This is a genomic window from uncultured Methylobacterium sp., from assembly GCF_964242245.1.
Lineage (GTDB): Bacteria > Pseudomonadota > Alphaproteobacteria > Rhizobiales > Beijerinckiaceae > Methylobacterium.
In genome coordinates this window covers 37558-60960 of sequence record NZ_CAXTBY010000008.1, presented here as the reverse complement: position 1 = coordinate 60960, position 23403 = coordinate 37558, and the positions used below count along the sequence as shown (strand labels likewise).

Below are 23403 nucleotides of genomic sequence, written 5' to 3'. Positions count from 1 at the left end.
CGTCGCCCCGGTCACCTCACGCGATGATGCGGATCGGGGCGCCGTCGAGGAAGGCGCGGATGTCGGCGACGATCTCGGGGAAGTAGGTGCGGTAGTTGCGCTCGGTGACGTAGCCGAGATGGGGCGTGGCCACGAGGTTGGGCAGGCTGCGCCAGGGCGAGTCCGCGGGAAGCGGCTCGACCGGGAACACGTCGAGCCCGGCCCCGCCGATCCGGCCCGCGCGCAGGGCGGCCTGGAGCGCGGCCTCGTCGACGATCGCCGCCCGCGCGGTGTTGATCAGGAGGGCGTGGGGCCGCATCGCCGCAAGCGCCGCGGCGTCGATCAGGCCGCGGGTGCGGGCACCGAGCACGAGGTGGATCGAGACCACGTCGCTGTCGGCCAGCAACGCAGCCTTCGAGGCCGCCAGCGTGGCGCCTTCGGCCGCCGCGCGCTCGGCCGTGAGGTTCTCGCTCCAGGCGCTCACCGTCATCCCGAAGGCCTGCCCGATCCGGGCGACGCGGGCGCCGACCTTGCCGAGGCCCAGGAGGCCGAGGCGGCGGCCGGCGAGGTCGGTCCCGATCGTCCCCTGCCACGGTCCGCCCGCCCGCAGCGCGTTCGCCTCGGGCACGATGCGGCGGGCGAGCGCCAGGATGAGCGCCCAGGTCAGTTCCACCGGCGGCTCGGGATGGCTCGCGGTGCCGCATACGACCACCCCGTGCGCGCCCGCAGCGGCCAGATCGATCGCGGCGTTGCGCATGCCAGTGGTGACGAGGAGCCTCAGCCGCGGCAGGCGCGCGAACAGGTCGGCCGGAAACGGCGTGCGCTCGCGCATGATCACCACGATCTCGCAATCGGCGATCGCCGCGACGAGGGCGTCCTGCGCGGCGACATGCTCGCGGAACGGGCGCACGGCCACGTTCGGCAGCGACGACCAGTCCGCCATCGCCGCGGCGACGCCCTGGTAGTCGTCGAGGATCGCACAGGTCAGCATGGGTCGGACCGTACCAGCTGGGAGAGCCGCACCGGAAGGGTGTTGATGCGCAGGGACCGCCGCAGCGCCCGCGAGGCGGCATCGACCGCGACCGTCATGGCGGCGGTGGCCGCGATCAGCACCGCGGCCACGTCGAGGCGCAGTTCCGAGATCGCCGCATCGACGTGGTACCCGAGCGTCGCCACGCCGAGGATGCCGAGGATCGCGCTCTCGCGCAGGATCAGTTCCCAGCGGTAGAGCAGGTAGGCGAGGAACTGCCCGTAGAGCCGCGGCACGGTCTCGTAGGCGTAGAGATTGAGGCCGCGGGGCGCGTCCGCCCGGTAGGGCAGGGCATCGGCGTGGCGGCCCATCAGGTAGCCGACGATGCCCGCGTTGTGGACCGCGAGCGCGATGATCGCCGGCAGCATCGAGGGTCCCAGCATCTGGAGCAGCACGTAGGCCAGCATGTACTCGGGCGTCGAGCGCACGACGACGAGGAGCACGCGGCCGGCCAGAGACCCCAGCCGGCCGGAGAAGCGCCGCGAGACCAGGGGGAACAGGACGAGGGCGCCGAGCGCCGTCGCCAGGAGCGCGATCTGCGCCAGCACCAGCGTCTGCACCGCGCCGGGCAGGATCTGTCCGGTCAGGATCGGCCGGAACCACGCCCAGAGACGGGCCGGGGTCTCCGGATCGAGGACGGACCCGGCGCGCAGCGGCGCCGGCACGATATCGTGGGTGAGGAAGCGCGCGAGGCTCGCGGCCACATCCGTCGCGCCGATCGTCGCCGGCAGCGCCAGCGCGCTCGCGACGACGAGGAGCGGCACGCTTCCCGCGCGGACCCAGAGCCGTCGGGTGCCGATCAGGGCGTAGAACACGGCGAGCAACGCGCCGGCCTCGGCGTAGCGCCCCTGCCGGAAGGCGGATTCGAGGTAGAAGCCCATGGTCGGCAGGCCGATGAAGCCGAGCACCAGGGTCGAGCGCATGGCGCACTCGAACCGGTAGAGGGTGTAGTGCCGGAAGGCTTTCCCCACCTCCGGCAGGCGGGCGTAGAGGAAGGCCGAGACGGCGCCGGTGCCGACGGGCAGGACGCGCAAAGCGGCAAGGTCCGCCTCCTCGATGATCTCGGAATAGACCTTGGCGCAGATACCGGCATAGGGCAGCGCGATGGCGAGGATTCCCGTGGTGGCCGAGAGCCCGAACACCTGCATCAGGATGAGCGCCCAGAACAATTCGTGCACCGCCCGCAGGCCGGCGCAGGCGACGCGCACGGTGCGCGAGCGGGAAAACGGGATCGCCAGGAGGAAGCCGGCGCCGGCGCCCAGCGTCACGCCGAGCACCGCGAAGGCCACGGTGTGGACGACGCTCCAGCCCTCGACGGAGAGGAGGTCGGGTCGGATCAGGCCGCCGAGCAGGCGCCGGAGATCCGCCCACGGGTCGAGGCTGGTGACGCGCAGGTCGGCAAGCCACAGGGCCGCGACCGCGCCGCCCGCGAACCAGCGGCTGACCGCGGCGTAGCCCGGCGCCGGGCGGCGCAGCCCGATCACGCCGCGGCTTGGTAGAACGGCGCGAGCGCCGCCGCGTCGAGGTCGCGCGCGGGGGCGTCGAGGACGATGCGCCCGGCCTCCAGCACCACGATCCGGTCGGTGTGGTCGAGCGCGAGCGCCACGTCGTGGAGGGCGACCACCAGGGTCTCGTGGCCGGCGGCCATCTCGGCGAGCACCGCGGCCCCCTGCGCGCGGTCGAGCGCCGAGACCGGCTCGTCGGCCGCGAGGATCGGCCGGCCGTCGTAGAGCGCGCGGGCGACCGAGACCCGCTGCTGCTGGCCGCCGGACAGGGCGCCGGCCTTGGCGCGCAGCGCCTCGGCAAGCCCGACGCGGGCCAGCACGGCGCGGATTTCGGCGATGTCGGCGGCGGCGGGGAAGGCGAGGGTGCGCAGGTTGTGCAGGGTCGAGCGGCGGTCGAGCCGGCCCATGTAGACGTTGTGGAACACCGAGAGCGTGCCGACCAGCGCCGCCGCCTGCGGCACCAGGGCGACGCGCTCGGGCGCCTGCGCCCGGATCAGCCCGATCAGCGTGGACTTGCCGGCGCCCGAGCGGCCCATCAGCGCGACCCGCTCGCCGGCGCGGATGGTGAGGTCGATGCCGGAGAGAACCGGGCGGCCGTCGTAGGCGGCGGCCGCATTCGCGAGCCGGATCGCGGGCGCGCCCACCGCCGGTCAGTCGAGGAGGCCGGTCGAGGCACCGACCTTGATCAGCGAATCGTAGGCGGCGTTGTCGACGGGAACGAACTTCGAGCGGCCGAACGGCTCCAGGATCGCCGGGTCGGCGATACCGATCAGCGCGGCCCTCAGACGCTCGGTGAAACCGGCCCCGTAGCGCGCGTCGACGTCGCCGCGCACCGTCCACTGGTAGTCGGGGAAGGTCGGGCTCTCCCAGATCACCGTGACCGCCCCGAGATCGACCTTGCCGGCCTTGGCGTCGAGGTCCCAGACCGCGTAGTCGACCGCCCCGACCTCGAAGGCGCCGGACTGCACGAGCTGGATCGTGCGGCTGTGGTCGCCCGAGAATCCCACCCGCGCGAAGACCTGCTCCGGGGTCTTGCCGGGAAACGCCTGCCGGATGAAGTATTCCGGCATCAGGCGGCCGGAGGTCGAGGCGCGCGAGCCGAAGGTGAAGGTCCTGCCGGCGATGGCCGGGGGCAGGTCGGCGGACGGCTTCAGGCCGGTCCTGACGTTGGCGATGAGGTAGGTCTTGAAGGCCGCGTCCTCCGCCCCTTGCGCGATCGCGGCCGAGCCCGGCACCGCCCTGCGGGCCTGGACGCCGGTGAAGCCGCCGAACCACGCGAGCTGCACCTGCCCGTTGGTGAAGGCGGTGACCGCGGCGGGATAGTTCTTCACCGGGATGTATTTCACCGGCACGCCGAGCCTGCCCTCGAGGTAGGCCGCGACCCTGCCGAAGCGCTCGACGAGGCGGCTCTCGTCCTGGTCCGGGATGCCGGTGAAGACGAAGGGGGGCGCGGCGCCCGCCTGCGCCGATGCCGGATCAACCCGGGACGCGGCGACCAGGGCTGCAAGGACGAGCAGCCCGCAAAGTGCCTGACGCATCCGTTCGCCTCAGCCCCGTTCCGGTGGAGCGCCCATGGTGGGTGCCGTACCCCCTAACCGACCTAGCGACGCGCCTGTCAGCCCCCAGCGTCATCACGCCGCAGAAGCCTGCGGCACGACGCGCCCGTCACGGCGGCCCGTTCGCCAGCGCGGCCATGCCGGCCTGCACGTCGGCGAGCGATCCGATCACCGCGTAGCAGGCGTAGTCGTGCGGCCCGGCGGCGGGGGCCGCCTCGCGGAACACGCAGTTCCACTTCACCGTGGCGTTGCCGGCACCGGGCAGCGCGGCGAAGTCGAAGCGGCCGTAGCCGAGGTTGGGCCGGCCGGGCTGCGGCAGTCCGGGGCTCCAGACGCCCATCGCCCGGCTTCCGTCCGGCGTCGCCAGGATGACGGGCAGGCCCTGCTCGCCGGAATCGTGCGAGAGGGGCGCCAGGGTGCGGTTCCTCGGATCGAAGGTCCAGAACTGCGAGAAGCCGGGCGGCATGTAGGCCGTCAGCACCTCGAAGGTCGCGGAGTCGTAGGCGTGGGGCAGATCGAAGCTCGCCTGGATCTCGATCGCGTTCGGGATGCCGGGCAGGCCGACCGCCGCGCGCTTGCGCAGGGTGTGCTCGGACAGCGCGCCGGAATAAGGGCCGGCGCCGCGGGCGCAGCCCGCGGAGGTCTGCCCCGGCGCCAGCCAGTAGGCCATCCGCGTCTCGGCCTCGACCCAGGCCCGGCCGTGGCGCAGACCCGTCAGCAGGCTGGTGCTGCGGCCGCCCGTGCCGTCGGCGGCGCTGCCCGCCTCGGTCGGGTTGAGGCACTCGCCGTACGCATCGAAGGCGGAGGCCGATTGCAGTTCGCGGCCGTGGTCGAAGCTGTTGACGAATTCGGTGCCGGCCCAGGTCAGGCTGTCGACGGCGCCGGCGTTGCGCGACGACAGGCGCAGGACGATCTCGGACGCCCCGAACGGACGCCGGATCGCGAGGCCGCCGGCCGGGTCCGGCCAGACGATCTCCGGGCCGTCCTCGGCCCTCGCGGGCGCGGCGAGCGCGCCGAGGCAGGCGCAGGCGAGGGCGGCCGCCCGAACGGCGAGGAAGGCTGTCATCCCGCAATCCTGCCACGCCGAACCCGCGCTGGCGATGCGGGGCACCGGCCCGCGATGCCGCGGGCGGCAAGCCACGCGCTAGAGCACCTTCCATGATCCTTGGATCACGGAAGGTGCTCTATCCCCTTGTGAGGTCGCATTTTCTTTACGCAACCCGGTCACCACCTCGCTGGAAAATGCTTTAGGATCGATCAGGTCTTCGCGACGGTGCGCGCGAAGGCCCTGACCAGGGCCGCGTCGAGCTTGCCCGCCATGCCCGTCAGCACGGCCATCGCGTCCGCGCTCCGCATCGGCGCGCGGTAGGGCCGTCGCTCCACGAGCGCGGCGTAGATGTCGCAGATCGTCGTCAGGCGGACGATGTCCCCGATCTCCGAGCCGGCGAGACCGTCCGGATACCCCGAGCCGTCGAGCATCTCGTGGTGATGGCGCACCACCGCGAGGGTCGGCGCGTCGAAGCCGCCGGCGGCGACGAGGATCTCGTGGCCGAGCCCGGCGTGCGTGCGCATGATCGCGACCTCGTCCGGATCGAGGCGGCCGGGCTTGTTCAGGATGTCGAGCGGGATGCGGGCCTTGCCGACATCGTGGACGAGGGCGGCGCGCACCAATTGCTGCTGATCGGCCGCGGAGAAGCCGAGATCGATGCTGAACCGCGCGGCGAGCCCCGCCACCAGCAGGCAGTGCTGATAGGTGCCGTCGTCGTAGCTTCGCACGGTGTCGAGCCAGCAGGCGAGCCCGCCCGCGCCGACCGCGGTGAGGATCGGACCGAGGCCACCCTCGACGGTCGCGGCATCGACGGTGTCGTGGGCGCGTGCCGTGTCGAGCAGGCGGGTCAGGGCCGTGCCGGCCCGATCGACGCCGCGGGCGACCTTCGCCTCACGGATCGAGCGCGGGGGCTGGAGATGGGCCAGCAGGGCCTCGGCCACCGTCTCCGGGGCCGTGTCCACGGGAAGGCTCAGGCCGGCGCCCAGCGCGCGGGCCTCGGCAAGGCTGCGGTTTCCCATCCGACGGGTGAGACAGATGAAGGGCAGGCCCGGACGACGGACGGTCGCGAGCAGCGTGCGCAACCCGCGGACCGTTGCGGGCCGGAGCAGGTCGACATCGGCGACGAGGCCGAGACAGGCGCCGTTCGCATCGGTATCCCCCACCGACAGAACCCGGCACGGGGCGATCTGGTCGAGGGTCTCGGCGAGGACAGCGCTGCGGTCGGTCTGGTCGGTGAACAGAACCAGCGTGTCCGCACGCATCGAACGACGTATCCCCGGCTCATCCGCGCACCTCGACTTCGGGTGCGGGTACCGCGTTGAGGCTTGAGTTTAGCGGCCGCAACTTGGCTTGGGGAGTTACATACCTCGTATGCGTGAACGGAATCCTGCGCCCCGCCAACTTCGCATGCGGGCCGTTGACGCCCAAGGCCGCCCGCACCGGCCGAACCTGCATCGGCTCAGGCGTCGGCTGCGGCCGCATCCACCATCCAGACGACGCGGCCGAGGCTGGTGACGCGGCCTGCCGGCAGGTCCTCGCCGGCGCTGAGCCTGCGGAGGGCGTCGCGCTTGCCCGCTCCGGCGACCAGGAACAGCACCAGGGCGGAGGAGGCGAGCGCCGGGAAGGTCAGGGTGATGCGCGGCACGTGCGGCGCCAGGCCCGCCTCCGGCACCGGGGCGGCCAGCGCCTCGGCCGCGAGCGCCGGCTTGCCCGGGAACAGCGAGGCGGTGTGGCCGTCCTCGCCGAGCCCGAGCAGGACGAGGTCGAACAGCGGCCGGCCCGGATCGAGCCTGTCCGCGCCGTAGAAGTCCAGCAGCGCGCGCGCGTAGGCGGCCGCGCCGGTCTCCGCGCCCGCGTCGGAGGGGATGAGGTGCAGGTGCGTCGCCGGAACCGGCGCGCCGTGGCCGAAGGCCTCGCGCACCATGCGGACGTTGCTGCGCGCGTCGTCCCAGGGCACCACCCGGTCGTCGCCGAAGAACCAGTGAACGCGCCCCCACGGCACGCGCCCCACGTAGTCCGGGCCGGCGAGACGTTCGTAGAGGCGCTTGGGCGTCGAGCCGCCGGACAGGCAGACCGCGATGCGCTCGGCCGGCGCGGCCGCGCAGACCGCGATCAGGCGGTCCGCGGCTGCCCGGGCCAAGGCGTCGGGATCGGGCAGGATTTCGGCGCCGGCCGGCAGGGCGATCGCCATCTACGCCTTGGGCTCCTGGTGGCCACCGAAGCCCTTCCGCATCGCCGAGAGCATCTTGTCGGCGTAGCTCGCCTGCTCACGGGAGCGGAAGCGGCGGTAGAGCGCGTTCGAGAGCACGGTGGCCGGCACGGATTCCTCGATCGCCGCGTTGATCGTCCAGCGCCCCTCGCCGGAATCCTCGACGTAGCCGGAGAAGCCGTCGAGGTGCTCGTCGCCCGCGAGCGCGCTCGCGGTGAGGTCGAGCAGCCACGACGACACCACGCTGCCCCGGCGCCAAACCTCGGCGATGTCGCCGAGGTTGAGGTCGAACCGGCGCTCGGGCGGCAGGTTCTCGGAGTCGGCGTGCTTGAGGATGTCGAATCCTTCGGCGTAGGCCTGCATCAGGCCGTACTCGATGCCGTTGTGGATCATCTTGACGAAGTGGCCGGCCCCGCTCGGACCGGCATGGATGTAGCCCTCCTCGGCCCGGGGGTCGCGGCCCTCGCGGCCCGGCGTCTTCGGGATGTCGCCGATGCCCGGCGCCAGGGTCTTGAAGATCGGATCGAGGCGGTCGACGGCCGCCGCGGCGCCGCCGATCATCATGCAGTAGCCGCGCTCCAGCCCCCACACGCCGCCGGACGTGCCGACATCGACGTAGTGGATGCCCTTGGCCTTCAGTTCGCCGGCGCGGCGCACGTCGTCGCCGTAGAACGAGTTGCCGCCGTCGATGATCACGTCGTCGGCCTGCATCAGGCCGCCGAGCGTCTTCACGGTGGCCTCCGTGATCGCGCCGGCCGGCAGCATCACCCAGGCGGCGCGCGGCAGGTCGAGCTTGGCGACGAAATCTTCCAGGCTGTCGGCGCCGACCGCGCCGGCCTCGACCAGGGCCGCGACCGCCCCCGGGCTCTGGTCGAAGACCACCGCGGTGTGTCCTTCCCGCAGGAGCCGCCGGACGATGTTGCCGCCCATCCGGCCGAGGCCGATCATGCCGAGTTGCATTGTTTTCTCGCTCCTGAACACCTGCCGCATCGACCCGACACCCGACCAGCGGTCCTCGGCTATCCCACCGCCGCCGTCAGTGCCGCCGCGATCCGCTTCAGTCCCGCCGCCACGTCGCCGCCCTTGATGTGCACCCGCAGGGCGCGGCGCCCGCGCTCGGCGAGCACCGAGACGTCGCCGCGCGCCTGCGCAGCAACCACCGTGCCGAAGCCGAGCTTGCGTCCAGGGATCGCGAGATCGTGCGCCGGATCGGCGGTGATCTGGAGGAAGACGCCGCTCGCCGGTCCGCCCTTGTAGGCCTGCCCCGTCGAGTGCAGGAAGCGCGGGCCGAATTCCAGGCAGGTCGCCACGTGCTTCGCGTCCCGCACGGCGAGCCGGGCCCGCTGCAGGGTCGCCGCGTTGGCCGCGTTGCGGGGCACGTAGGCCAAGAGCGCGAAGTAGTCGCCCGCCTTGAGGCGGCCGACTTGCGCCGCCACGGCCGCCTCAAGGCCGTCGTGGGCCTGGGGAAGGGCGTCGGCGTTCTTCGGGTCCGCGTAGAGCGCGAAGGCGTCGTCCTCGAACAGCGGCGTCTCGGCGGGCAGCGATCCGCTCGCCTCGGCGGCTTCGAACAGCTTCTTCGTCTCGATCTTGCTCGCCTCGACGTCGGGCTGGTCGAACGGGTTGATGCCGAGCACGCCGCCCGCCACCGCGGTGGCCATCTCGAAGCGGAAGAACTCCTGGGGCAGTTGCTCGACCGTGTCGAGGGTGATCCGCACCACCGGATGGCCCTCGCGCTCCAGGCTGCGCAGGGCCTCGTCCTGGCGCTCGTCGGCGTGGCCGTCGAGCCGCAGGTACACGAACAGGCGGTCGTGCCCGTAGACCGCCGGCACGTCGATCGGCTCGCCGTCGATCGGGATCAGGCCCTTGCCCTGCTTGCCCGTCGATTCCGCGATGAGCTGCTCGGCCCATCCTCCGAAGCTCGCGATCGGCGGCGAGGCGACGATCGTCACCTTGTCGCGCCCGGCCAAGCCCGCGGTGCCCATCGCCGCGCCCAGCAGCACGCCGGGGTTCTCGGTCGGCGGCACAGCCGGGCCGCAGGAGCGGACCATGATCCGCGCCCGCTCCAGGACATCGCGCACGTCGATGCCGATGCAGGCCGCCGGCACCAGCCCGAAGGCCGAGAGCACCGAGTAGCGCCCGCCGATCGACGGCACGCCGTGGAAGATTTTCTTAAAGTTATCGGACTTGGCGGCCTGCTCCATGGCCGAACCAGGGTCGGTGACCGCCAGGAAATGATCTCCCGCCTTGTCGCCAACGACTGCCTTCATCCGCGCCAGGAAATAGTCGCGGAACACGTTGGGCTCGAGCGTCGAGCCGGACTTCGAGGCGACGATGAACAGCGTGCGCGGCAGGTCGAGGGCGGATTCCAGCGCCCGCACCTCGTCGGGGTTGGTCGAATCGAGGATGCTGAGCTTCGGGAAGCCCTCACGGCGGCCGTAGGTCAGGCCGAGCACCTCCGGCCCGAGGCTGGAGCCGCCCATGCCGAGCACCACCACGTCGCTGAACGCTTGGGTCCTCACCCAGGAGGCGAGCGCCGCGTAATCGTCGGCGTGCTCCAGCTCGTCCTCGACGATGCGCAGCCAGCCGAGCCACTTGTCCTCGTCGGCACCCGACCACACGCTGGTGTCGTGCGCCCAGAACCGGCGGATCGCGCCGCTCGCGCGCCACGCCTCGACGGTCTTGCCGGTCTCGGCGGCGAGCGCCTCGCCGAGCTTCAGGCTCTGGTGGTCGAGGCGATGCCCGAGCAGCGCCACGCGCTTGCCCGCGACCGCGCCGAGCAGCTTGTCGGCGGCGTCGATGAAGAGCTGCACGCCCTCCTCGACCAGTTGCTTGGCCACCGCCTCAATGTCGATCCCAGCCCGCGCCAGAGCCGCCATCACGGCCTCGGCGCCGGCCACGTCCTCCTCGATCGCGTTGCGCACCGCGCCGTGATCGCGAAACGCGTCCATGGTGGCGGGCGGCATGGTGTTGACGGTGTTCGGGCCGATCAGCTCCTCGACGTAGACCACGTCGCGATAGGCCTTGTTCTTGGTGCCCGTCGAGGCCCAGAGCAGGCGCTGCGCCTTGGCGCCCTTGTCGGCCAGCGCCGTCCATTTCGGCTCGGCGAAGACCGCCTTGTAGCGCTGGTAGGCGAGCTTGGCGTTGGCGATCGCGACCTTGCCCTTGAGGCGCTCCAGGGCGGCCTTCTGGTCCGGGTCGTTGGCCTGCCCGATCTTCTCGTCCAGGAGCTTGTCGGCGAGCACGTCGATGCGGCTGATGAAGAAGCTCGCAACGCTCGCGATCCGCGAGACGTCGCCGCCGTTCTTCGCACGCGCGTCGAGCCCCTCGACGAAGGCGCGGGCGACCTTCTCGTACTCCCCTTGCGAGAACAGCAAGGTGACGTTGATCGAGATGCCCTCCGCCGTGAGCTGCCGGATCGCCGGGATGCCCTCGGGGGTCGCGGGCACCTTCACCATCAGGTTGTCGCGGGCCACCGCCTTGTGGAGCCTGCGGGCCTCCTCGAGCGTGGCCTCGGTGTCGAGGGCGAGGTAGGGCGAGACTTCGAGGCTGACGTAGCCGTCGGCCCCGTCGCTCGCCTCGTAGACGGGGCGGAGCACGTCGGCCGCCGCCTGGATGTCGGCGATGGCGAGCCCCTCGTAGAGGTCGATGACGCGGGCGTCGCCCGCCTCCTGCACCGCCTTCAGGCTGGCGTCGTACTCGTCGGAATGCCCGATCGCCTTCTCGAAGATCGACGGGTTCGAGGTGACGCCGCGCAGGCCGTCGTTCTCGACCAGCGCCTTCAGCTCGCCCTTGGCGATGAAGCCGCGGGCGACGAAGTCGAGCCAGACCGCCTGATCCTGTTCCGTGTGCAGGGCCTTGAGCGCGTTCATGTCGATCATCCTTGCCGTGTCGGGGGAGCGCGCAACGCGTGGCGGCGCGGTCGTGCGTCCGGATGCTTACGTGGGGCCGCCGGGCCCCCTCTCCCATGGGGAGAGGGTTGGGGTGAGGGGCGTGACCTCTCCGGACAGTTCTCATCCCTCACCCTGTCCCTCTCCCGAACGGGAGAGGGGACCCCCGCCTCGGACGTCAACGCGTGTGCTTGGCGATCTGGTCGCGGGCGGCCTGGAGCACCTTCTCGGGCGTGAACCCGAACTTCGCCTGGAGGTCCTTGATCGGGGCGGACGAACCGAAGGTCGACATGCCGATGATCGCGCCGGACGATCCCGCGTAGCGGTCCCAGCCGATCACCGAGCCCTGCTCGACGGCGACCCGCGCCAGCACGTCCGGCGGCAGGACGCCGTTGCGGTAGGCCTCGTCCTGCCGCTCGAACAGGTCCCAGGACGGCATCGAGACGACGCGCGCCTTGATCCCTTCCGCCGTCAGCGCCTCGTAGGCCTGCATGCAGAGCTGCACCTCGGAGCCCGATCCGATCAGGATCACCGCAGGCGTCGCGTCGCCGCCCGCGAGCACGTAGGCGCCCTTGGCGACGCCCGCCGCGCTCCCGAACTTGGTGCGGTCGACCGTCGGCAGCGGCTGGCGCGAGAGCGCCAGCACCGCCGGCTGGTCCTTCAGCGAGAAGATGACCTTGTAGGCTTCCGCGACCTCGTTGGCGTCGGCCGGGCGCAGGGTGACGAGGCCGGGGATGCAGCGCAAGGAGAGCAACTGCTCCACCGGCTGGTGGGTCGGGCCGTCCTCGCCGACGCCGATCGAGTCGTGGGTGAAGATGTGGAAGATCGGCAGTTCCATCAGCGAGGCGAGCCGCACCGGCGGCCGCATGTAGTCGACGAAGACCAGGAAGGTCGCGCCGTAGGCGCGTAGCCCCGAGAGCCCGAGGCCGTTCACGATCGAGCCCATCGCGTGCTCGCGCACCCCGAAGTGGATGTTGCGCCCGCCCGGCTCGAACGGGGTGAGCGAGCCGGCCCCCTCGAAGGTGAGGTTGCTCTTGTTCGACGGTGCCAGGTCGGCCGAGCCGCCGAGCATGAACGGCACGTGCTGCGCGATGGCGTTGAGCACCTTGCCCGAGGATTCGCGCGTCGCGATCCCCTTGGCGTCGGGCTCGAACACCGGGATGTCCCGGTCCCAGCCCTCCGGCAGGCGCCCTTCCAGGAACGCGTCGAGGTCCTCGGCGTGGGCCGCATCGCGCTCACGCGCCGTGTTCAGGAGGCCGAGCCACGCGTCGCGCAGGCCCGCGCCGCGCTTGCCGATGCCGTCGGCGAAGTTCTCATGGACGCCGTCCGGCACCAGGAACACCGCATCCTCCGGCCAGCCGTAGGCGCGCTTGGCGCCCTTGACCTCGTCCTCGCCCAGCGCGTCGGAATGGGCCTTGGAGGTGTTCTGTTTCTTGGGCGCGCCGAAGCCGATGATCGAGTTGACGATGATGATCGTCGGCCGGTCGCCGGACCCGAGGAAGGTCTCCAGGGCGTGGGCGATCGCCGGCACGTCGTTGGCGTCGGCGACCCGCAGCACCTGCCACCCGTAGGCGAGGAAGCGCGTCGCGATCTCCTCGCTGAACGCGAGTTCGGTGTGGCCCTCGATGGTGATGGTGTTGTTGTCGTAGATCCAGCAGAGGTTTGCCAGGCGCAGGTGGCCCGCGATCGAGGCGGCCTCGGAGGCGACGCCCTCCATCAGGTCGCCGTCCGAGCAGATCGCGTAGACGTTGTAGTCGAACAGCGGCAGGCCGGGCCGGTTCAGGCGCTCGCCGAGGAAGCGGCCGCCCATCGCCATGCCGACGGAGTTCGCCACGCCCTGGCCGAGCGGCCCGGTGGTGGTCTCGACGCCGGTGGTGAAGTGGTATTCCGGGTGCCCCGGCGTGCGGCTGTCGAGCTGGCGGAAGGTCTTGATGTCCTCCAGCCGCACGGCGGGCGCGTTGCCGCCGTCCTTTTCCGCCACGTTGGCCAGATGCAGCAGCGCGTAGAGCAGCATCGAGGCGTGGCCGCAGGAGAGCACGAAGCGGTCGCGGTTCGGCCAGTGGGGATGGGCCGGGTCGTAGCGCAGGTAGCGGTTCCACAGGGTGTAGGCGACCGGGGCCAGCGCCATCGGCGCGCCGGCGTGGCCGGAGTTGGCCTTCTGCACCGCGTCGATCGCCAGCGTCCGGATCGTGTCGATCGAGAGCTTGTCGATCTCGGAAAGCGCCGTCTTGGGCGCGCTGTCTGCTCCGCTCATGGTGTCGTCTTCCCCGTTGTCGTCAGTGCGACGCGGCGCCCGTCGCGACCCTGCGCAAGTTCCGGGCCCGCGGGCCCGGCGCCCGGGCCGGCCCGATCCCGCCGGCCTCGATGCTCCGCTCCTCGGCGGGATCTACAGCCCGGCTGTAATTGAGGATGGTGTTGACGAGGGCGACGTGTGTGAAAGCCTGCGGGAAGTTGCCCACCAGCCGCTTGGCCGCCACGTCGTACTCCTCGGACACGAGGCCGAGGTCGTTGCAGATCCCGATCAGGCGCTCGATGATCGCCCGCGCCTCGTCGCGGCGCCCGAGCCCGATCAGGTTGTCGGCGTACCAGAACGTGCACGGCAGGAAGGCGCCCTCGCCGCCGGGCAGTCCGTCGGTGGTCTGCCCTTGCGTGTCGTAGCGCAGGACGAAGCCGTCGCGCATCAGGCCGCGCCCGATCGCCTCGACGGTGCCCACCACCCGCGGGTCGTCCTGGGGCAGGAAGCCCATATGCGCGATGAGCAGCAGGCTCGCGTCCAACGCCTTCGAGCCGTAAGACTGCACGAAGCTGTTGAGCTCGGCGTCGAAGCCCTTCTCGCAGACCTGCGCGTGGATCGCGTCGCGGATCTCGATCCAGCGCTCGACCGGCGCGTCCGGCGCGTCGGTGTAGCTGCGGATCGCCCGGTCGAAGGCGACCCAGGCCATGACCTTGGAATGAACGAAGTGCTTGCGCCCGCCGCGCACCTCCCAGATGCCCTCGTCCGGCTCGCTCCAGACCTTCTCCAGGTGCGTGAGGATGGCGAGCCCGACGCGCCAGCCGTCCTTGTCGGTGGGCATGCCCCTGCTCCGCGCCTGGTAGAGCGCGTCGAACAGCTCGCCGTAGACGTCGAGCTGGAACTGGGAGACGGCGGCGTTGCCGACGCGCACCGGCTTCGAGCCCTCGTAGCCGGGCAGCCAGTCGAGCTCGATCTCGGGCAGCAGCCGCTCGCCGGCGATGCCGTAGAGGATGTGGGCCTGCTCCGGGTTGCCGGCCACCGCCCGCTGGAGCCAGTCGCGCCACGCGCGGGCCTCGTCGAGGAAACCGCCGTCCATCAGCGCCAGCAGCGTGAAGGTCGAGTCGCGCAGCCAGCAGAAGCGGTAGTCCCAGTTGCGCACGCCCCCGAGCTCCTCCGGAAGCGAGGTGGTGGGCGCGGCCACGATCCCGCCGGTCGGCGTGTAGATCAGCGCCTTGAGCGTCAGGAGCGAGCGCTTCAGCATCGCATCCCAGGGCGTGCCCGCGGCGCAGCGCCCGGACCAGTCGCGCCAGAACCGGTCGGTCTCGGCCAGCACCTTGCGCGGCTCGATCGGCGGCGGGTCGTCCTCGTGGCTGACGCCGTAGCTCAGGGTGAAGGCGACCGACTCGCCGGCCCCGACCGTGAACTCCGAAACGGTGGTCTGGCCGGAGCCCTCCAGCGGCGCCTTGGTGCGCAGCACCGCCTTGTGCGGACCCGAGATCGCCCGCAGGTCGCCGAGCTCGTTCTGGGTGACCCAGGGAACGGCCGAGCCGTAATCGAACCGCATCGCGAGATCCATGCGCATCGCGACGCGCCCGTGCAGTCCCTCGACGAGGCGGATCAGGTGCGATCCGTCGCCGGCGGGCATGTAGTCGATGACGCGCACCGCGCCCTCGCGGGTCGTGTGGTGGGTCTCCAGCACGAGGCTGCCCTCGCGGTAGGCCCACGTGGTCTCGACGTGGCCGGCGACCGGCGCGACGCGCCAGAACCCGTGCTCCTCGGTGCCGAGCAGGGCGGCAAACAGCGCGGAGGCGTCGAAGCGGGGCCAGCACAGCCAGTCGACGCTGCCCTGCCGGCTGATCAGCGCGGCGGTGCGCCCGTCGCCGACGAGGGCGTAATCCTCGATGCGTGCCGCCATGAACCGGTTCCGTCGCGGCCGGAAGGCCGGGCCTCTCCGATGCGGTGCAACTAGGTCGATGGACCTCGGCGGTCCAGGCCGCCCGGGACATTGCGGGTACGCTCGCGCCGAGCGCGCGCCGGCCGAGGTCTTGTGCGAGGTCTTGCAGCGAGGTCTTGCAGGGTGACGAAGGGCCGTAGGAACGCGGCTCAGCGCATCCGCTCGACCAGGACCGAGACCGTGCCCCCGATCGAGGCGGCGCCGGTCCGGACGAGGGCGGCGGCCTCGCCCGCGACGCGCGCGGCGGGGGCGAAGGCGGGGGCGAAGGGAAGGGCGAGGTCCGGCAGCAGGCCGTCGCCGGCCTCCGCCTCGGCTGCGGCCGGCTGCGGCGGCTTCGCGGCGAGGGGATCGGTTCGCCGCGGGACGCCCTCGGAGCAGCGCGGGCCGATGCAGGCGTGCCGGATCGGGCCGGCGGTGGCGAGCCGGGCGGTCGGCGGTGCGGCCCTCGGTTCGCGCAGAGCGGGGCTCAAGGGGTATCGCTGGGCGAACGCAAGCACGGCGGGGGGGCGGGGCAGGGCGGCCTCGGCCGGCAGGGCCGCGTGGAAGGCGTGGGGCTCGACGGAGGCCGAAGGCGCCGGGGAGACCGGCGCAGCCGGGACCGGCTCCCGGCACAGCAGCGAGGCCGCACCCAGCGCGAGCGCCGTCACCAGCGTCGGCAGGAAGGGCAGGGACAGGCGGCCGGCATCAAAGGCATCGCGCGGGGCTGGCTTCGGCATCCGATCCTTCGAACCTCTCGCCCGTATCGCTGCACCCAGGTTGAGCCCGCCTTTGCGGCGGAAGCGCGGCCGTTTGCTTTCCGGTCCGTATCCGACCGGGCGCGGGGATCAGGCCCGAAAAACGGGCCTCGCGTGACAAAGAATTCCGACCTGCGGCAAAATCTCTGCGCCTGCGCGGCCGGGACGGGCGGGCGAACGGGGCACGCCGCTTGCGTCTCGGGGGCCGCCGGGGCAGCCGTCGCGGCGGACCCCGAGACGCAGCCCAGCACCGGGCCCCGATGACCGAATCCAGCCTCACCGTCGCCGTGATCGATCCGAGCCGCGCACGCGCGGCGATCCTGGAGGAGGGTCTGCGCGCCGCCGGCATCGGACGCGTGGTGGTGATGGCCGATACCGCCGACCTGATGGAGCGGGTCGCAGCGCTGGCCCCGGACGTGGTGGTGATCCACCTGGAAAGCCCGAGCCGGGACATCCTGGAGCAGATGTCCGGCATCGGCCGCCAAGCCGAGCGGCCGGTGGCGATGTTCGTCGACCGCTCGGACGCCACGATGATGCAGGCGGCGGTCGATGCGGGCATCTCGGCCTACGTCGTGGACGGCCTGCGGCCGGAGCGGATCAAGCCGATCCTCGACATCGCGATCCTGCGGTTCAACGCCTTCTCCCGGCTCCAGCGGGAACTGTCGGAGGCGCGCGGGGAGCTTGCCGACCGCAAGCTGATCGAGCGGGCCAAGGGCATCCTGATGAGCATGAAGGGGCTGTCGGAGGACGAGGCCTACAAGCAGCTCCGCAAGAAGGCGATGAACGAGAAGCGCAAGATCGCCGACATCGCCCGCGCGATCGTCACCGCCGCCGACCTGCTCGGATGAGGGTGTCGCGATGAGACTTCATCTGGGATACGTCCCGCTCTGCGATGCGGCGCCCGTGATCGTGGCCCACGAGATGGGATTCGCCCGCTCCGAGGGCCTCGAACTCGAACTGACCGCCGAGCCCTCCTGGGCGACGCTCCGCGACCGGCTCGCGCTGGGCCATCTCGACGCCGCGCACATGCTGGCGCCGCTGGCGCTGGCGAGCGCGCTGGCGGTCTCGGGGCCCCCCTCCGACATCATCGTCCCGCTCTCGCTCAGCCTCAGCGGAAACGCGATCACGCTCTCCACCGGGCTCTGGGCGGCGATGGCGCCCGAGAGCGATCGCCTCGAGGACGTCGCCCGCGCCTTCGCCTGCGCCGCGCGGGAGCGCAAGGCGGCCGGGCGGCCGCTGACGCTGGGCACCGTCCATCCGTTCTCCTGCCACACCTACGAGCTCCGGCTCTTCGCGCAGGCCGGCGGGCTCGATCCGGCGGCCTTCCGGCTCGTCGTGGTCCCGCCGCAGTACAGCGTCGAGACCCTGTCCCGCGGGATCGTCGACGGGTTCTGCGCCGGCGCGCCGTGGAACGCGGTGGCGGTCTCGGCCGGGCTCGGACGCATCGCGGCGCTCGGCTGCGAGGTGGCGCCGGACGCCCCCGAGAAGGTTCTGGCCCTTTCGCCCCGGCTGGAGGGCGCGATCGTCCCCCTGGTGCGGGCGGTGGCGAGCGCCGGCCGCTGGTGCGCCGAGCCGTCCAACCGGACCGAACTCGTCCACCGCCTCGCGCGCCGGGCCTACCTCAACCTGGATGCCGGGCTGATCGCCCGCGCCCTGAGCGGCAGCATCACCCTCGACGCGTCCGGCCTGCAGCGCGCGGCGCCGGACTACCTCAGGCTCGGAGCCGCGGCCGAGACGCCGCGATCGGAACACGTCCGGTGGCTCGTGGCGCAGATGCGGGCCTCCGGGCAGATCCCCGTCGGCGACGACGTGGCGGCGGCGGCCGAGGCGGTCTATCGCCCGGACATCTACACGGCGGCCGATCTGCCGGGATGAGCCTCCCGACGCGGGCCGGTCCGGCACCGTTCCGATCGGAATGCGGCCGCGGGACCACGGAACATGGAACATCCGCGATCGTTGTACGCCTGCCATGCCCGGTTGCCGCAAGCTCGATCTGTCCTCGTCCCCTCCCGCCGCGCGCGGACGTGTCGAGCTCGCGACCTACGTCCGCCGCCGTGCACGCCCGCCGCGGGCCTGCAACGACAACCGCGGCCCGGCCCTGCGCTGGCCCTGGGCCCTGCTGATCGGCGCTGGCCCCGCCCTCGCCCTCGTGGCCGCGCTCTCGACGCTCCTCTGACCACGCGCCGGGCCGGGAACGTTCCGCCCTAAGATCCGCGCGTACTCTCATCCGGGCCACACTTCCCTCCTCCATCGATTGTGCACGATTGAAGCTCAGGCGCCTCATCTCTGTGCAGCGCGCGATGTCTCAGCACCTGCCGGCTTGGCAGGTGTTTCATGGGAAACGCCCTGGGCTGACGGCTCGTGCGACGCGTGTCGGAACTCTGGCACGAAACCTGCCAGAGAGTGCCGACCTGTCAACGATGACGGGCAGCACCGTCAGCGAGGCCGCTGCACCAGTTTCTCACGCGCGGCGGAGCCCGCGCGGAAGAGGAAGGGGCGGCGGCTTTTTTCGTGGCGAACGCGCACGACATGCGAGGATGAGACGCTTTCATCGATGCTGACACGCCAAACGGATCAGGGACCCGCCGCGGGGCTTGCGCGCGAGCGGCTCGTCGTCGTCGGGAACGGCATGGCGTCGCTCCGCTTCCTGGAGCGGCTGACGGAAGGATCGCCCGGCCGCTACGACGTGACCGTCGTCGGGGCCGAGCCGGTCGCGGCCTACAACCGGGTGCTGCTGTCGTCGCTGCTCGGCGGCGAGGTCGACGAGGCGGCCTGCGCCTTCCGCGGGCTCGACTGGTACGAGAGCCACGGCATCCGCCTGATCACCGGCGCGCCCGCCACGCAGGTCGACCGCGAGAACGCGCTGGTGATCGTCGGCGAGACCCACGTCCTGCCCTTCGACAAGCTGGTCCTCGCCGTGGGCTCGCTGCCGATCCGGCTGCCGAAGCCCGGCATGGACCTGCCCGGCATCATCACCTTCCGCGACCTCGCTGACGTCGCCGCCATCCGCAAGGCGGCGGTCCAGCACGCGAAGGCGATCGTCATCGGCGGCGGCCTGCTCGGGCTGGAGGCCGCCGTCGGCCTCGCACGGCTCGGCGTCGACACCACGCTGCTTCACGTCATGGACCGGCTGATGGAGCGCCAGCTCGATCATTCCGCCGCCGGCCTCGTGCGCCGGGCGATGGAGGCGCGCGGCGTCAAGGTGATGCTCAAGGCCGACACCGACCGCGTCGAGGGCGACGGCCGGGTCGAGCGCCTGATCCTGTCCGACGGCACCGTGCTGCCGGCCGACCTCGTGGTGATGTCGGTGGGCGTGCGCCCGAACCTCGCCCTGGCGCAGGGGGCGGGGATCGAGACGGCGCGCGGCATCAAGGTCGACGACCGGATGACCACGTCGGACCCGCGCATCTTCGCGCTCGGCGAGTGCGCCGAGCACCGCGGCATGGTCTACGGCCTCGTCGAGCCGGCCTACGAGCACGCCGAGACCCTGAGCCGCCACCTCGCGGGGCACGAGGCCGCCTATTCCGGCACCGCCCTTTCGACCAGCCTGAAGGTCTCGGGCCTGCCGGTGTTCTCGGCGGGCGTGGTCGACACGCCCGACACCGCCGATGCGATCGTGATGAGCGATCCGGGCGCCGGCCTCTACCGCAAGCTGCTCGTCCAGCAGGACCGGCTGATCGGCGCGGTCTTCGTCGGCGACATCGGTGAGCAGGGCTGGTGCAAGAGCCTGATCCGCACCGGCGAACCGGTGGGAGACCACCTCGACGACCTGATGTTCGGGCGCCCCGCCCCATCGCCCGTCCAACCCCTCGCAGCGTGAAGGAGGCAGACCATGGCTGAAGACTTCAACGCCGAGCAGAAGCGCTACCTCGAAGGCTTCGCCTCGGGGATCGCGGCGGCCCGCCTCACCGGAGGCCTCGCCGCCGGTAACCTCGCCCCGCCGGCCGAACCGACCGGTCCGGACGCGATCCACATCAAGGCGCAGGACCGCACGATCAAGGCGGGCGGCAAGCTCTGCGAGCAGGAGAAGTGGAAGCGGGCCGAGAACCCGTTCGAGGGCCACAACCGCCTGAAGGTCGAGGCCGCCACCGGCAAGGCCCCGAAGCCCGAGGACAACTTCCGCTGGCGCTACCACGGCCTGTTCTGGGTCGCCCCGAACCAGACCTCGTTCATGGCGCGCCTGCGCATTCCCAACGGCATCCTGCACCATTGGCAATTTGCCGGCATCGCGGATCTCGCCGACGCCCACGGCGGCGGCTACGTGCACGTCACCACGCGGGCGAACCTTCAGGTGCGCCACATCACCCCCGAGCACGCCCAGCCGTTCCTCGACGGGCTGGTCGACATCGGGCTCACCGCCCGGGGTTCGGGCGCCGACAACATCCGCAACGTCACCGGCTCGCCGACCGCCGGCATCGACCGCCAGGAGCTTCTGGACACGCGCCCGCTCGCCAAGTCGTGGAACAACTGGATCATCAACGACCAGTCGCTCTACGGCCTGCCGCGCAAGTTCAACGTCGCCTTCGACGGCGGCGGCATCGTCGCGGTGCTGGAGGAGACCAACGACATCGGCTTCCAGGCGGTCGAGGTGCTGGAGGGAGCAGCCGTGGCGCCCGGCGTCTGGATGCGCCTCGTGCTCGGCGGCATCTCCGGCCACCGGGATCTCGCCCGCGACACCGGCGTCGTCCTCAAGCCTGAGGACTGCAACAAGGTCTCCGACGCGATCATCCGCGTGTTCATCGAGAACGGCGACCGCACCAACCGCAACAAGGCGCGGATGAAGTACGTCCTCGACGCCTGGGGCTTCGACAAGTACCTCGCCGCCGTCGAGGAGAAGCTCGGCACCAAGCTCGACCGGGTCGATCCCGCCCACATCGCGCCGCGCAGGGCCACCGACCGCTTCGCCCATGTCGGCGTCCACGCCCAGGTCCAGCCCGGCCTCAACTGGATCGGCGTCATCCTGCCGGTGGGCAAGATCATGAGCGATCAGGTGCGGGAACTCGCCAGGATCGCGCAGGAGTGCGGCGACGGGCAGATCCGCATGACGGTCTGGCAGAACTTCCTCTTCTCCGGCGTGCCCGACGCCCGGGTCGCCGAGGTCGAGGCGCGGGTGCTGGCGCTCGGGCTGACCACCAAGGCCGCCGGCATCCGCTCGGGGCTGGTCGCCTGCACCGGCAGCAACGGCTGCAAGTTCGCCGCCTCCGACACCAAGGGTCACGCGATGATCATCGCCGACCACGTCGAGGCCACGCTCCCCGACCTCGACGTTCCGGTGAACGTCCACCTCACCGGCTGCCATCACTCCTGCGCCCAGCACTACATCGGTGACATCGGGCTGATCGGCGCCAAGGTCGTGGTCTCGGAGGAGGGCGACACCGTCGAGGGCTACGACATCGTGGTCGGCGGCGGCTTTGCCGAGAACCCGAAGATCGGCACCGAGATCTGGACGGCGATCAAGGCCGAGGATTGCCCGGGCCGGGTCGAGGCGCTGCTGCGGACCTACCTCGCCCGCCGCACGGGCCCGGAGGAGAGCTTCCAGGCCTTCACCGCCCGCACCGGGCCCGAAGCCCTGCGCGATGCCGCCGAAGAACAGCCAGCCCTGAAGGCCGCCGCATGAGCGAGCACGTCACGCCCCCCCTCGTCCTCATCCCCGAGACCGCCCCGTTCTCGGACGACCAGCGCTCGTGGCTGTCGGGCTACTTCGCCGCGCTGCTCGGCCCCACCGTCGAGGGCGCGACCGCGCTCGCGGCCGGCGACGTGCCCGCGGGCGGCGTGAGGCTCGCCGACAACGACGACGCGCCCTGGCACGACCCGTCGCTCCCGATCACCGAGCGGATGGAGATGGCCAAGGCGCGGCCCGAACCGCAGAAATTCATGGCGGCGATGGCGCAGCAGGATTGCGGCCAGTGCGGCTACAACTGCGCCGACTACGCCAACGCCATCTTCCTCAAGAACGAGGAGCGCCTCAACCTCTGCCAGCCCGGCGGCAAGGAAACGCTCCGGATGCTGAAGAAGCTCGACGAGGAATTCGGCGCGGGCGGCGCCCCTGCGGCCGCCGACGGGGAGGAGGCCCCGAAGAAGGAGGCCGACCTCGGCCCCCTCGGCTACTGCCGGGAGAACCCGGTCGAGGCCGTCTTCCTGTCGCGCCGCCGCCTCAACGCGCCGGGCGGCGAGAAGGAGACGTGGCACATCGAGATCGCCCTCGACGGCACCCCGATCGAGTACGTGGTCGGCGACTCGCTCGGGCTGTTCCCGGCCAACGCGCCCGCCCTCGCCGACGCCGTGATCGCCGAGCTCGGCGCGCGCCCCGAGCGGATGATCGGGACCAAGACCCTGCGCGACTGCCTGCTCACCGACTACGCGCTGGGGGCCGCGCCCGATGGGCTCTACCAGTTGCTCTCGCTGCTCACCTCGGGCGAGGCCCGCAAGAAGGCCAAGGCGCTCTCGGCCGGCGAGGACCCGGACGGGGACGCCGCCTACCTCGACGTGCTCGGGGCGCTCCACAAGTTCCCCAAGGCACGCCCCGATGCCGAGGTCTTCCTGGAGGCCTTGGACGAGTTGCAGCCGCGGCTCTACTCGATCTCGTCCTCGCCCAAGGCCGATCCCGGCCGGGTCTCGCTCACCGTCGACGCGGTGCGCTACAACCATCGCTCGCGCCTGCGCCTCGGTGTCGCCTCGACGCATCTCGGCGAGCGCATGCCGGAGCAGACGAAGGTCAAGATCTACCTCCAGAAGGCGCACGGGTTCGCGCTGCCCGAGGATCTCTCCACCGACGTGATCATGTGCGGCCCCGGGACCGGCATCGCCCCGTTCCGCGCCTTCCTGCGCGAGCGCGCGGCGACGCAGGCCCCGGGGCGCAACTGGCTGTTCTACGGCCACCAGCGCCAAGCCTCGGACTTCTTCTACAAGGAGGAGCTGGAGACGCTGCGCGACGACAAGGTGCTGACCCGCCTCTCGCTCGCGTGGTCGCGGGACGGAACGGAGAAGACCTACGTCCAGGACCGCATGCGCGAGAACGGCGCCGACCTGTGGAAATGGCTGGAGGGAGGCGCCCACTTCTACGTCTGCGGAGACGCCAAGCGCATGGCCAAGGACGTGGAGCGCGCGATCATCGACGTGGCGGCGCAGCACGGGGCGAAGTCGCCGGACGAGGCGGTGGCCTACTTCGCCGCGCTCAAGAAGGCGGGGCGCTACCAGGCCGACGTGTACTGAGGCGTGCCCAGCCCTCCCCCCTCTGCGGGGGAGGGTGCCCTGCGGATGCAGGGCGG

18 protein-coding genes are annotated in these 23403 nt (G+C 71.6%); 6 read left to right on the top strand and 12 right to left on the bottom strand.

The window, feature by feature from the left end:
* Positions 1–16: 16 nt before the first annotated feature.
* The 12 genes from ACFE8Y_RS03950 to ACFE8Y_RS03895 form a co-directional block, all read right to left on the bottom strand.
* Positions 17–970, bottom strand: a complete 954-nt coding sequence (locus tag ACFE8Y_RS03950; RefSeq protein WP_375463088.1) for a D-2-hydroxyacid dehydrogenase family protein — start codon at positions 968–970, stop codon at positions 17–19.
* Positions 964–2493, bottom strand: coding sequence for a PhnE/PtxC family ABC transporter permease (locus ACFE8Y_RS03945; RefSeq protein ID WP_375463087.1), 1530 nt, complete (start codon positions 2491–2493; stop codon positions 964–966). The genes ACFE8Y_RS03950 and ACFE8Y_RS03945 overlap by 7 nt, the downstream gene beginning before the upstream one ends.
* A complete protein-coding gene (locus ACFE8Y_RS03940) occupies positions 2490–3158 on the bottom strand; it encodes an ATP-binding cassette domain-containing protein (RefSeq protein WP_375463086.1) in 669 nt (222 codons plus the stop codon). The genes ACFE8Y_RS03945 and ACFE8Y_RS03940 overlap by 4 nt, the downstream gene beginning before the upstream one ends.
* A 6-nt stretch (positions 3159–3164) precedes the next feature.
* Positions 3165–4052: a putative selenate ABC transporter substrate-binding protein gene (locus ACFE8Y_RS03935; protein ID WP_375463085.1), complete on the bottom strand. Its 888-nt coding sequence runs from the start codon at positions 4050–4052 to the stop codon at positions 3165–3167.
* Between the two features lie 127 nt (positions 4053–4179).
* The gene (locus ACFE8Y_RS03930) at positions 4180–5136 is read right to left on the bottom strand and encodes a hypothetical protein (RefSeq protein WP_375463084.1); all 957 of its coding nucleotides are present in this window, start codon (positions 5134–5136) and stop codon (positions 4180–4182) included.
* Positions 5137–5327: 191 nt separating this feature from the next.
* A complete protein-coding gene (locus ACFE8Y_RS03925) occupies positions 5328–6380 on the bottom strand; it encodes an HD-GYP domain-containing protein (RefSeq protein ID WP_375463083.1) in 1053 nt (350 codons plus the stop codon).
* Between the two features lie 197 nt (positions 6381–6577).
* Entirely contained in the window at positions 6578–7309 is a 732-nt protein-coding gene (gene pgl / locus ACFE8Y_RS03920) for a 6-phosphogluconolactonase (RefSeq protein WP_375463082.1), read from the bottom strand.
* Positions 7310–8287: a phosphogluconate dehydrogenase (NAD(+)-dependent, decarboxylating) gene (gene gnd / locus ACFE8Y_RS03915; protein ID WP_375463102.1), complete on the bottom strand. Its 978-nt coding sequence runs from the start codon at positions 8285–8287 to the stop codon at positions 7310–7312.
* A 59-nt stretch (positions 8288–8346) separates the two neighbouring features.
* Positions 8347–11196, bottom strand: a complete 2850-nt coding sequence (locus ACFE8Y_RS03910) for a bifunctional transaldolase/phosoglucose isomerase (protein ID WP_375463081.1) — start codon at positions 11194–11196, stop codon at positions 8347–8349.
* A 196-nt stretch (positions 11197–11392) separates the two neighbouring features.
* Positions 11393–13468 (bottom strand): transketolase, encoded by a 2076-nt coding sequence (tkt, locus tag ACFE8Y_RS03905; protein WP_375463080.1) that lies wholly within the window; start codon positions 13466–13468, stop codon positions 11393–11395.
* Positions 13469–13490: 22 nt separating this feature from the next.
* Positions 13491–15362: a glycoside hydrolase family 15 protein gene (locus ACFE8Y_RS03900; protein ID WP_375463079.1), complete on the bottom strand. Its 1872-nt coding sequence runs from the start codon at positions 15360–15362 to the stop codon at positions 13491–13493.
* A gap of 188 nt (positions 15363–15550) precedes the next feature.
* A complete protein-coding gene (locus tag ACFE8Y_RS03895; protein WP_375463078.1) occupies positions 15551–16117 on the bottom strand; it encodes a hypothetical protein in 567 nt (188 codons plus the stop codon).
* A gap of 278 nt (positions 16118–16395) precedes the next feature.
* Here ACFE8Y_RS03895 and ACFE8Y_RS03890 point away from each other — a divergent pair, with 278 nt between their 5' ends.
* The 6 genes from ACFE8Y_RS03890 (at position 16396) to ACFE8Y_RS03865 (ending at position 23347) form a co-directional block, all read left to right on the top strand.
* The gene (locus tag ACFE8Y_RS03890) at positions 16396–16983 is read left to right on the top strand and encodes an ANTAR domain-containing response regulator (protein ID WP_375463077.1); all 588 of its coding nucleotides are present in this window, start codon (positions 16396–16398) and stop codon (positions 16981–16983) included.
* A 10-nt stretch (positions 16984–16993) separates the two neighbouring features.
* A complete protein-coding gene (locus ACFE8Y_RS03885; RefSeq protein WP_375463076.1) occupies positions 16994–18010 on the top strand; it encodes a CmpA/NrtA family ABC transporter substrate-binding protein in 1017 nt (338 codons plus the stop codon).
* 94 nt (positions 18011–18104) lie between these two features.
* A complete protein-coding gene (locus tag ACFE8Y_RS03880; RefSeq protein WP_375463075.1) occupies positions 18105–18311 on the top strand; it encodes a hypothetical protein in 207 nt (68 codons plus the stop codon).
* A 378-nt stretch (positions 18312–18689) separates the two neighbouring features.
* Positions 18690–19955 carry an NAD(P)/FAD-dependent oxidoreductase gene (locus ACFE8Y_RS03875; protein ID WP_375463074.1) on the top strand — a complete coding sequence of 422 codons (1266 nt, stop codon included), beginning with the start codon at positions 18690–18692 and terminating at the stop codon, positions 19953–19955.
* 12 nt (positions 19956–19967) lie between these two features.
* Positions 19968–21752 (top strand): NirA family protein, encoded by a 1785-nt coding sequence (locus tag ACFE8Y_RS03870; protein ID WP_375463073.1) that lies wholly within the window; start codon positions 19968–19970, stop codon positions 21750–21752.
* Positions 21749–23347 carry a sulfite reductase subunit alpha gene (locus ACFE8Y_RS03865; RefSeq protein WP_375463072.1) on the top strand — a complete coding sequence of 533 codons (1599 nt, stop codon included), beginning with the start codon at positions 21749–21751 and terminating at the stop codon, positions 23345–23347. The genes ACFE8Y_RS03870 and ACFE8Y_RS03865 overlap by 4 nt, the downstream gene beginning before the upstream one ends.
* The last annotated feature ends 56 nt before the right edge of the window (positions 23348–23403 follow it).

What these genes read in the sequence shown, in the direction of transcription:
- tkt (WP_375463080.1), bottom strand. Translation starts at nt 13,468, where the DNA reads ATGAGCGGAGCAGACAGCGCGCCCAAGACGGCGCTTTCCGAGATCGAC.
- ACFE8Y_RS03880 (WP_375463075.1), top strand. Translation starts at nt 18,105, where the DNA reads ATGCCCGGTTGCCGCAAGCTCGATCTGTCCTCGTCCCCTCCCGCCGCG.
- ACFE8Y_RS03870 (WP_375463073.1), top strand. Translation starts at nt 19,968, where the DNA reads ATGGCTGAAGACTTCAACGCCGAGCAGAAGCGCTACCTCGAAGGCTTC.
- pgl (WP_375463082.1), bottom strand. Translation starts at nt 7,309, where the DNA reads ATGGCGATCGCCCTGCCGGCCGGCGCCGAAATCCTGCCCGATCCCGAC.
- ACFE8Y_RS03930 (WP_375463084.1), bottom strand. Translation starts at nt 5,136, where the DNA reads ATGACAGCCTTCCTCGCCGTTCGGGCGGCCGCCCTCGCCTGCGCCTGC.
- ACFE8Y_RS03865 (WP_375463072.1), top strand. Translation starts at nt 21,749, where the DNA reads ATGAGCGAGCACGTCACGCCCCCCCTCGTCCTCATCCCCGAGACCGCC.
- gnd (WP_375463102.1), bottom strand. Translation starts at nt 8,287, where the DNA reads ATGCAACTCGGCATGATCGGCCTCGGCCGGATGGGCGGCAACATCGTC.
- ACFE8Y_RS03875 (WP_375463074.1), top strand. Translation starts at nt 18,690, where the DNA reads ATGCTGACACGCCAAACGGATCAGGGACCCGCCGCGGGGCTTGCGCGC.
- ACFE8Y_RS03950 (WP_375463088.1), bottom strand. Translation starts at nt 970, where the DNA reads ATGCTGACCTGTGCGATCCTCGACGACTACCAGGGCGTCGCCGCGGCG.
- ACFE8Y_RS03890 (WP_375463077.1), top strand. Translation starts at nt 16,396, where the DNA reads ATGACCGAATCCAGCCTCACCGTCGCCGTGATCGATCCGAGCCGCGCA.
- ACFE8Y_RS03885 (WP_375463076.1), top strand. Translation starts at nt 16,994, where the DNA reads ATGAGACTTCATCTGGGATACGTCCCGCTCTGCGATGCGGCGCCCGTG.
- ACFE8Y_RS03895 (WP_375463078.1), bottom strand. Translation starts at nt 16,117, where the DNA reads ATGCCGAAGCCAGCCCCGCGCGATGCCTTTGATGCCGGCCGCCTGTCC.
- ACFE8Y_RS03935 (WP_375463085.1), bottom strand. Translation starts at nt 4,052, where the DNA reads ATGCGTCAGGCACTTTGCGGGCTGCTCGTCCTTGCAGCCCTGGTCGCC.
- ACFE8Y_RS03910 (WP_375463081.1), bottom strand. Translation starts at nt 11,196, where the DNA reads ATGAACGCGCTCAAGGCCCTGCACACGGAACAGGATCAGGCGGTCTGG.
- ACFE8Y_RS03925 (WP_375463083.1), bottom strand. Translation starts at nt 6,380, where the DNA reads ATGCGTGCGGACACGCTGGTTCTGTTCACCGACCAGACCGACCGCAGC.
- ACFE8Y_RS03900 (WP_375463079.1), bottom strand. Translation starts at nt 15,362, where the DNA reads ATGGCGGCACGCATCGAGGATTACGCCCTCGTCGGCGACGGGCGCACC.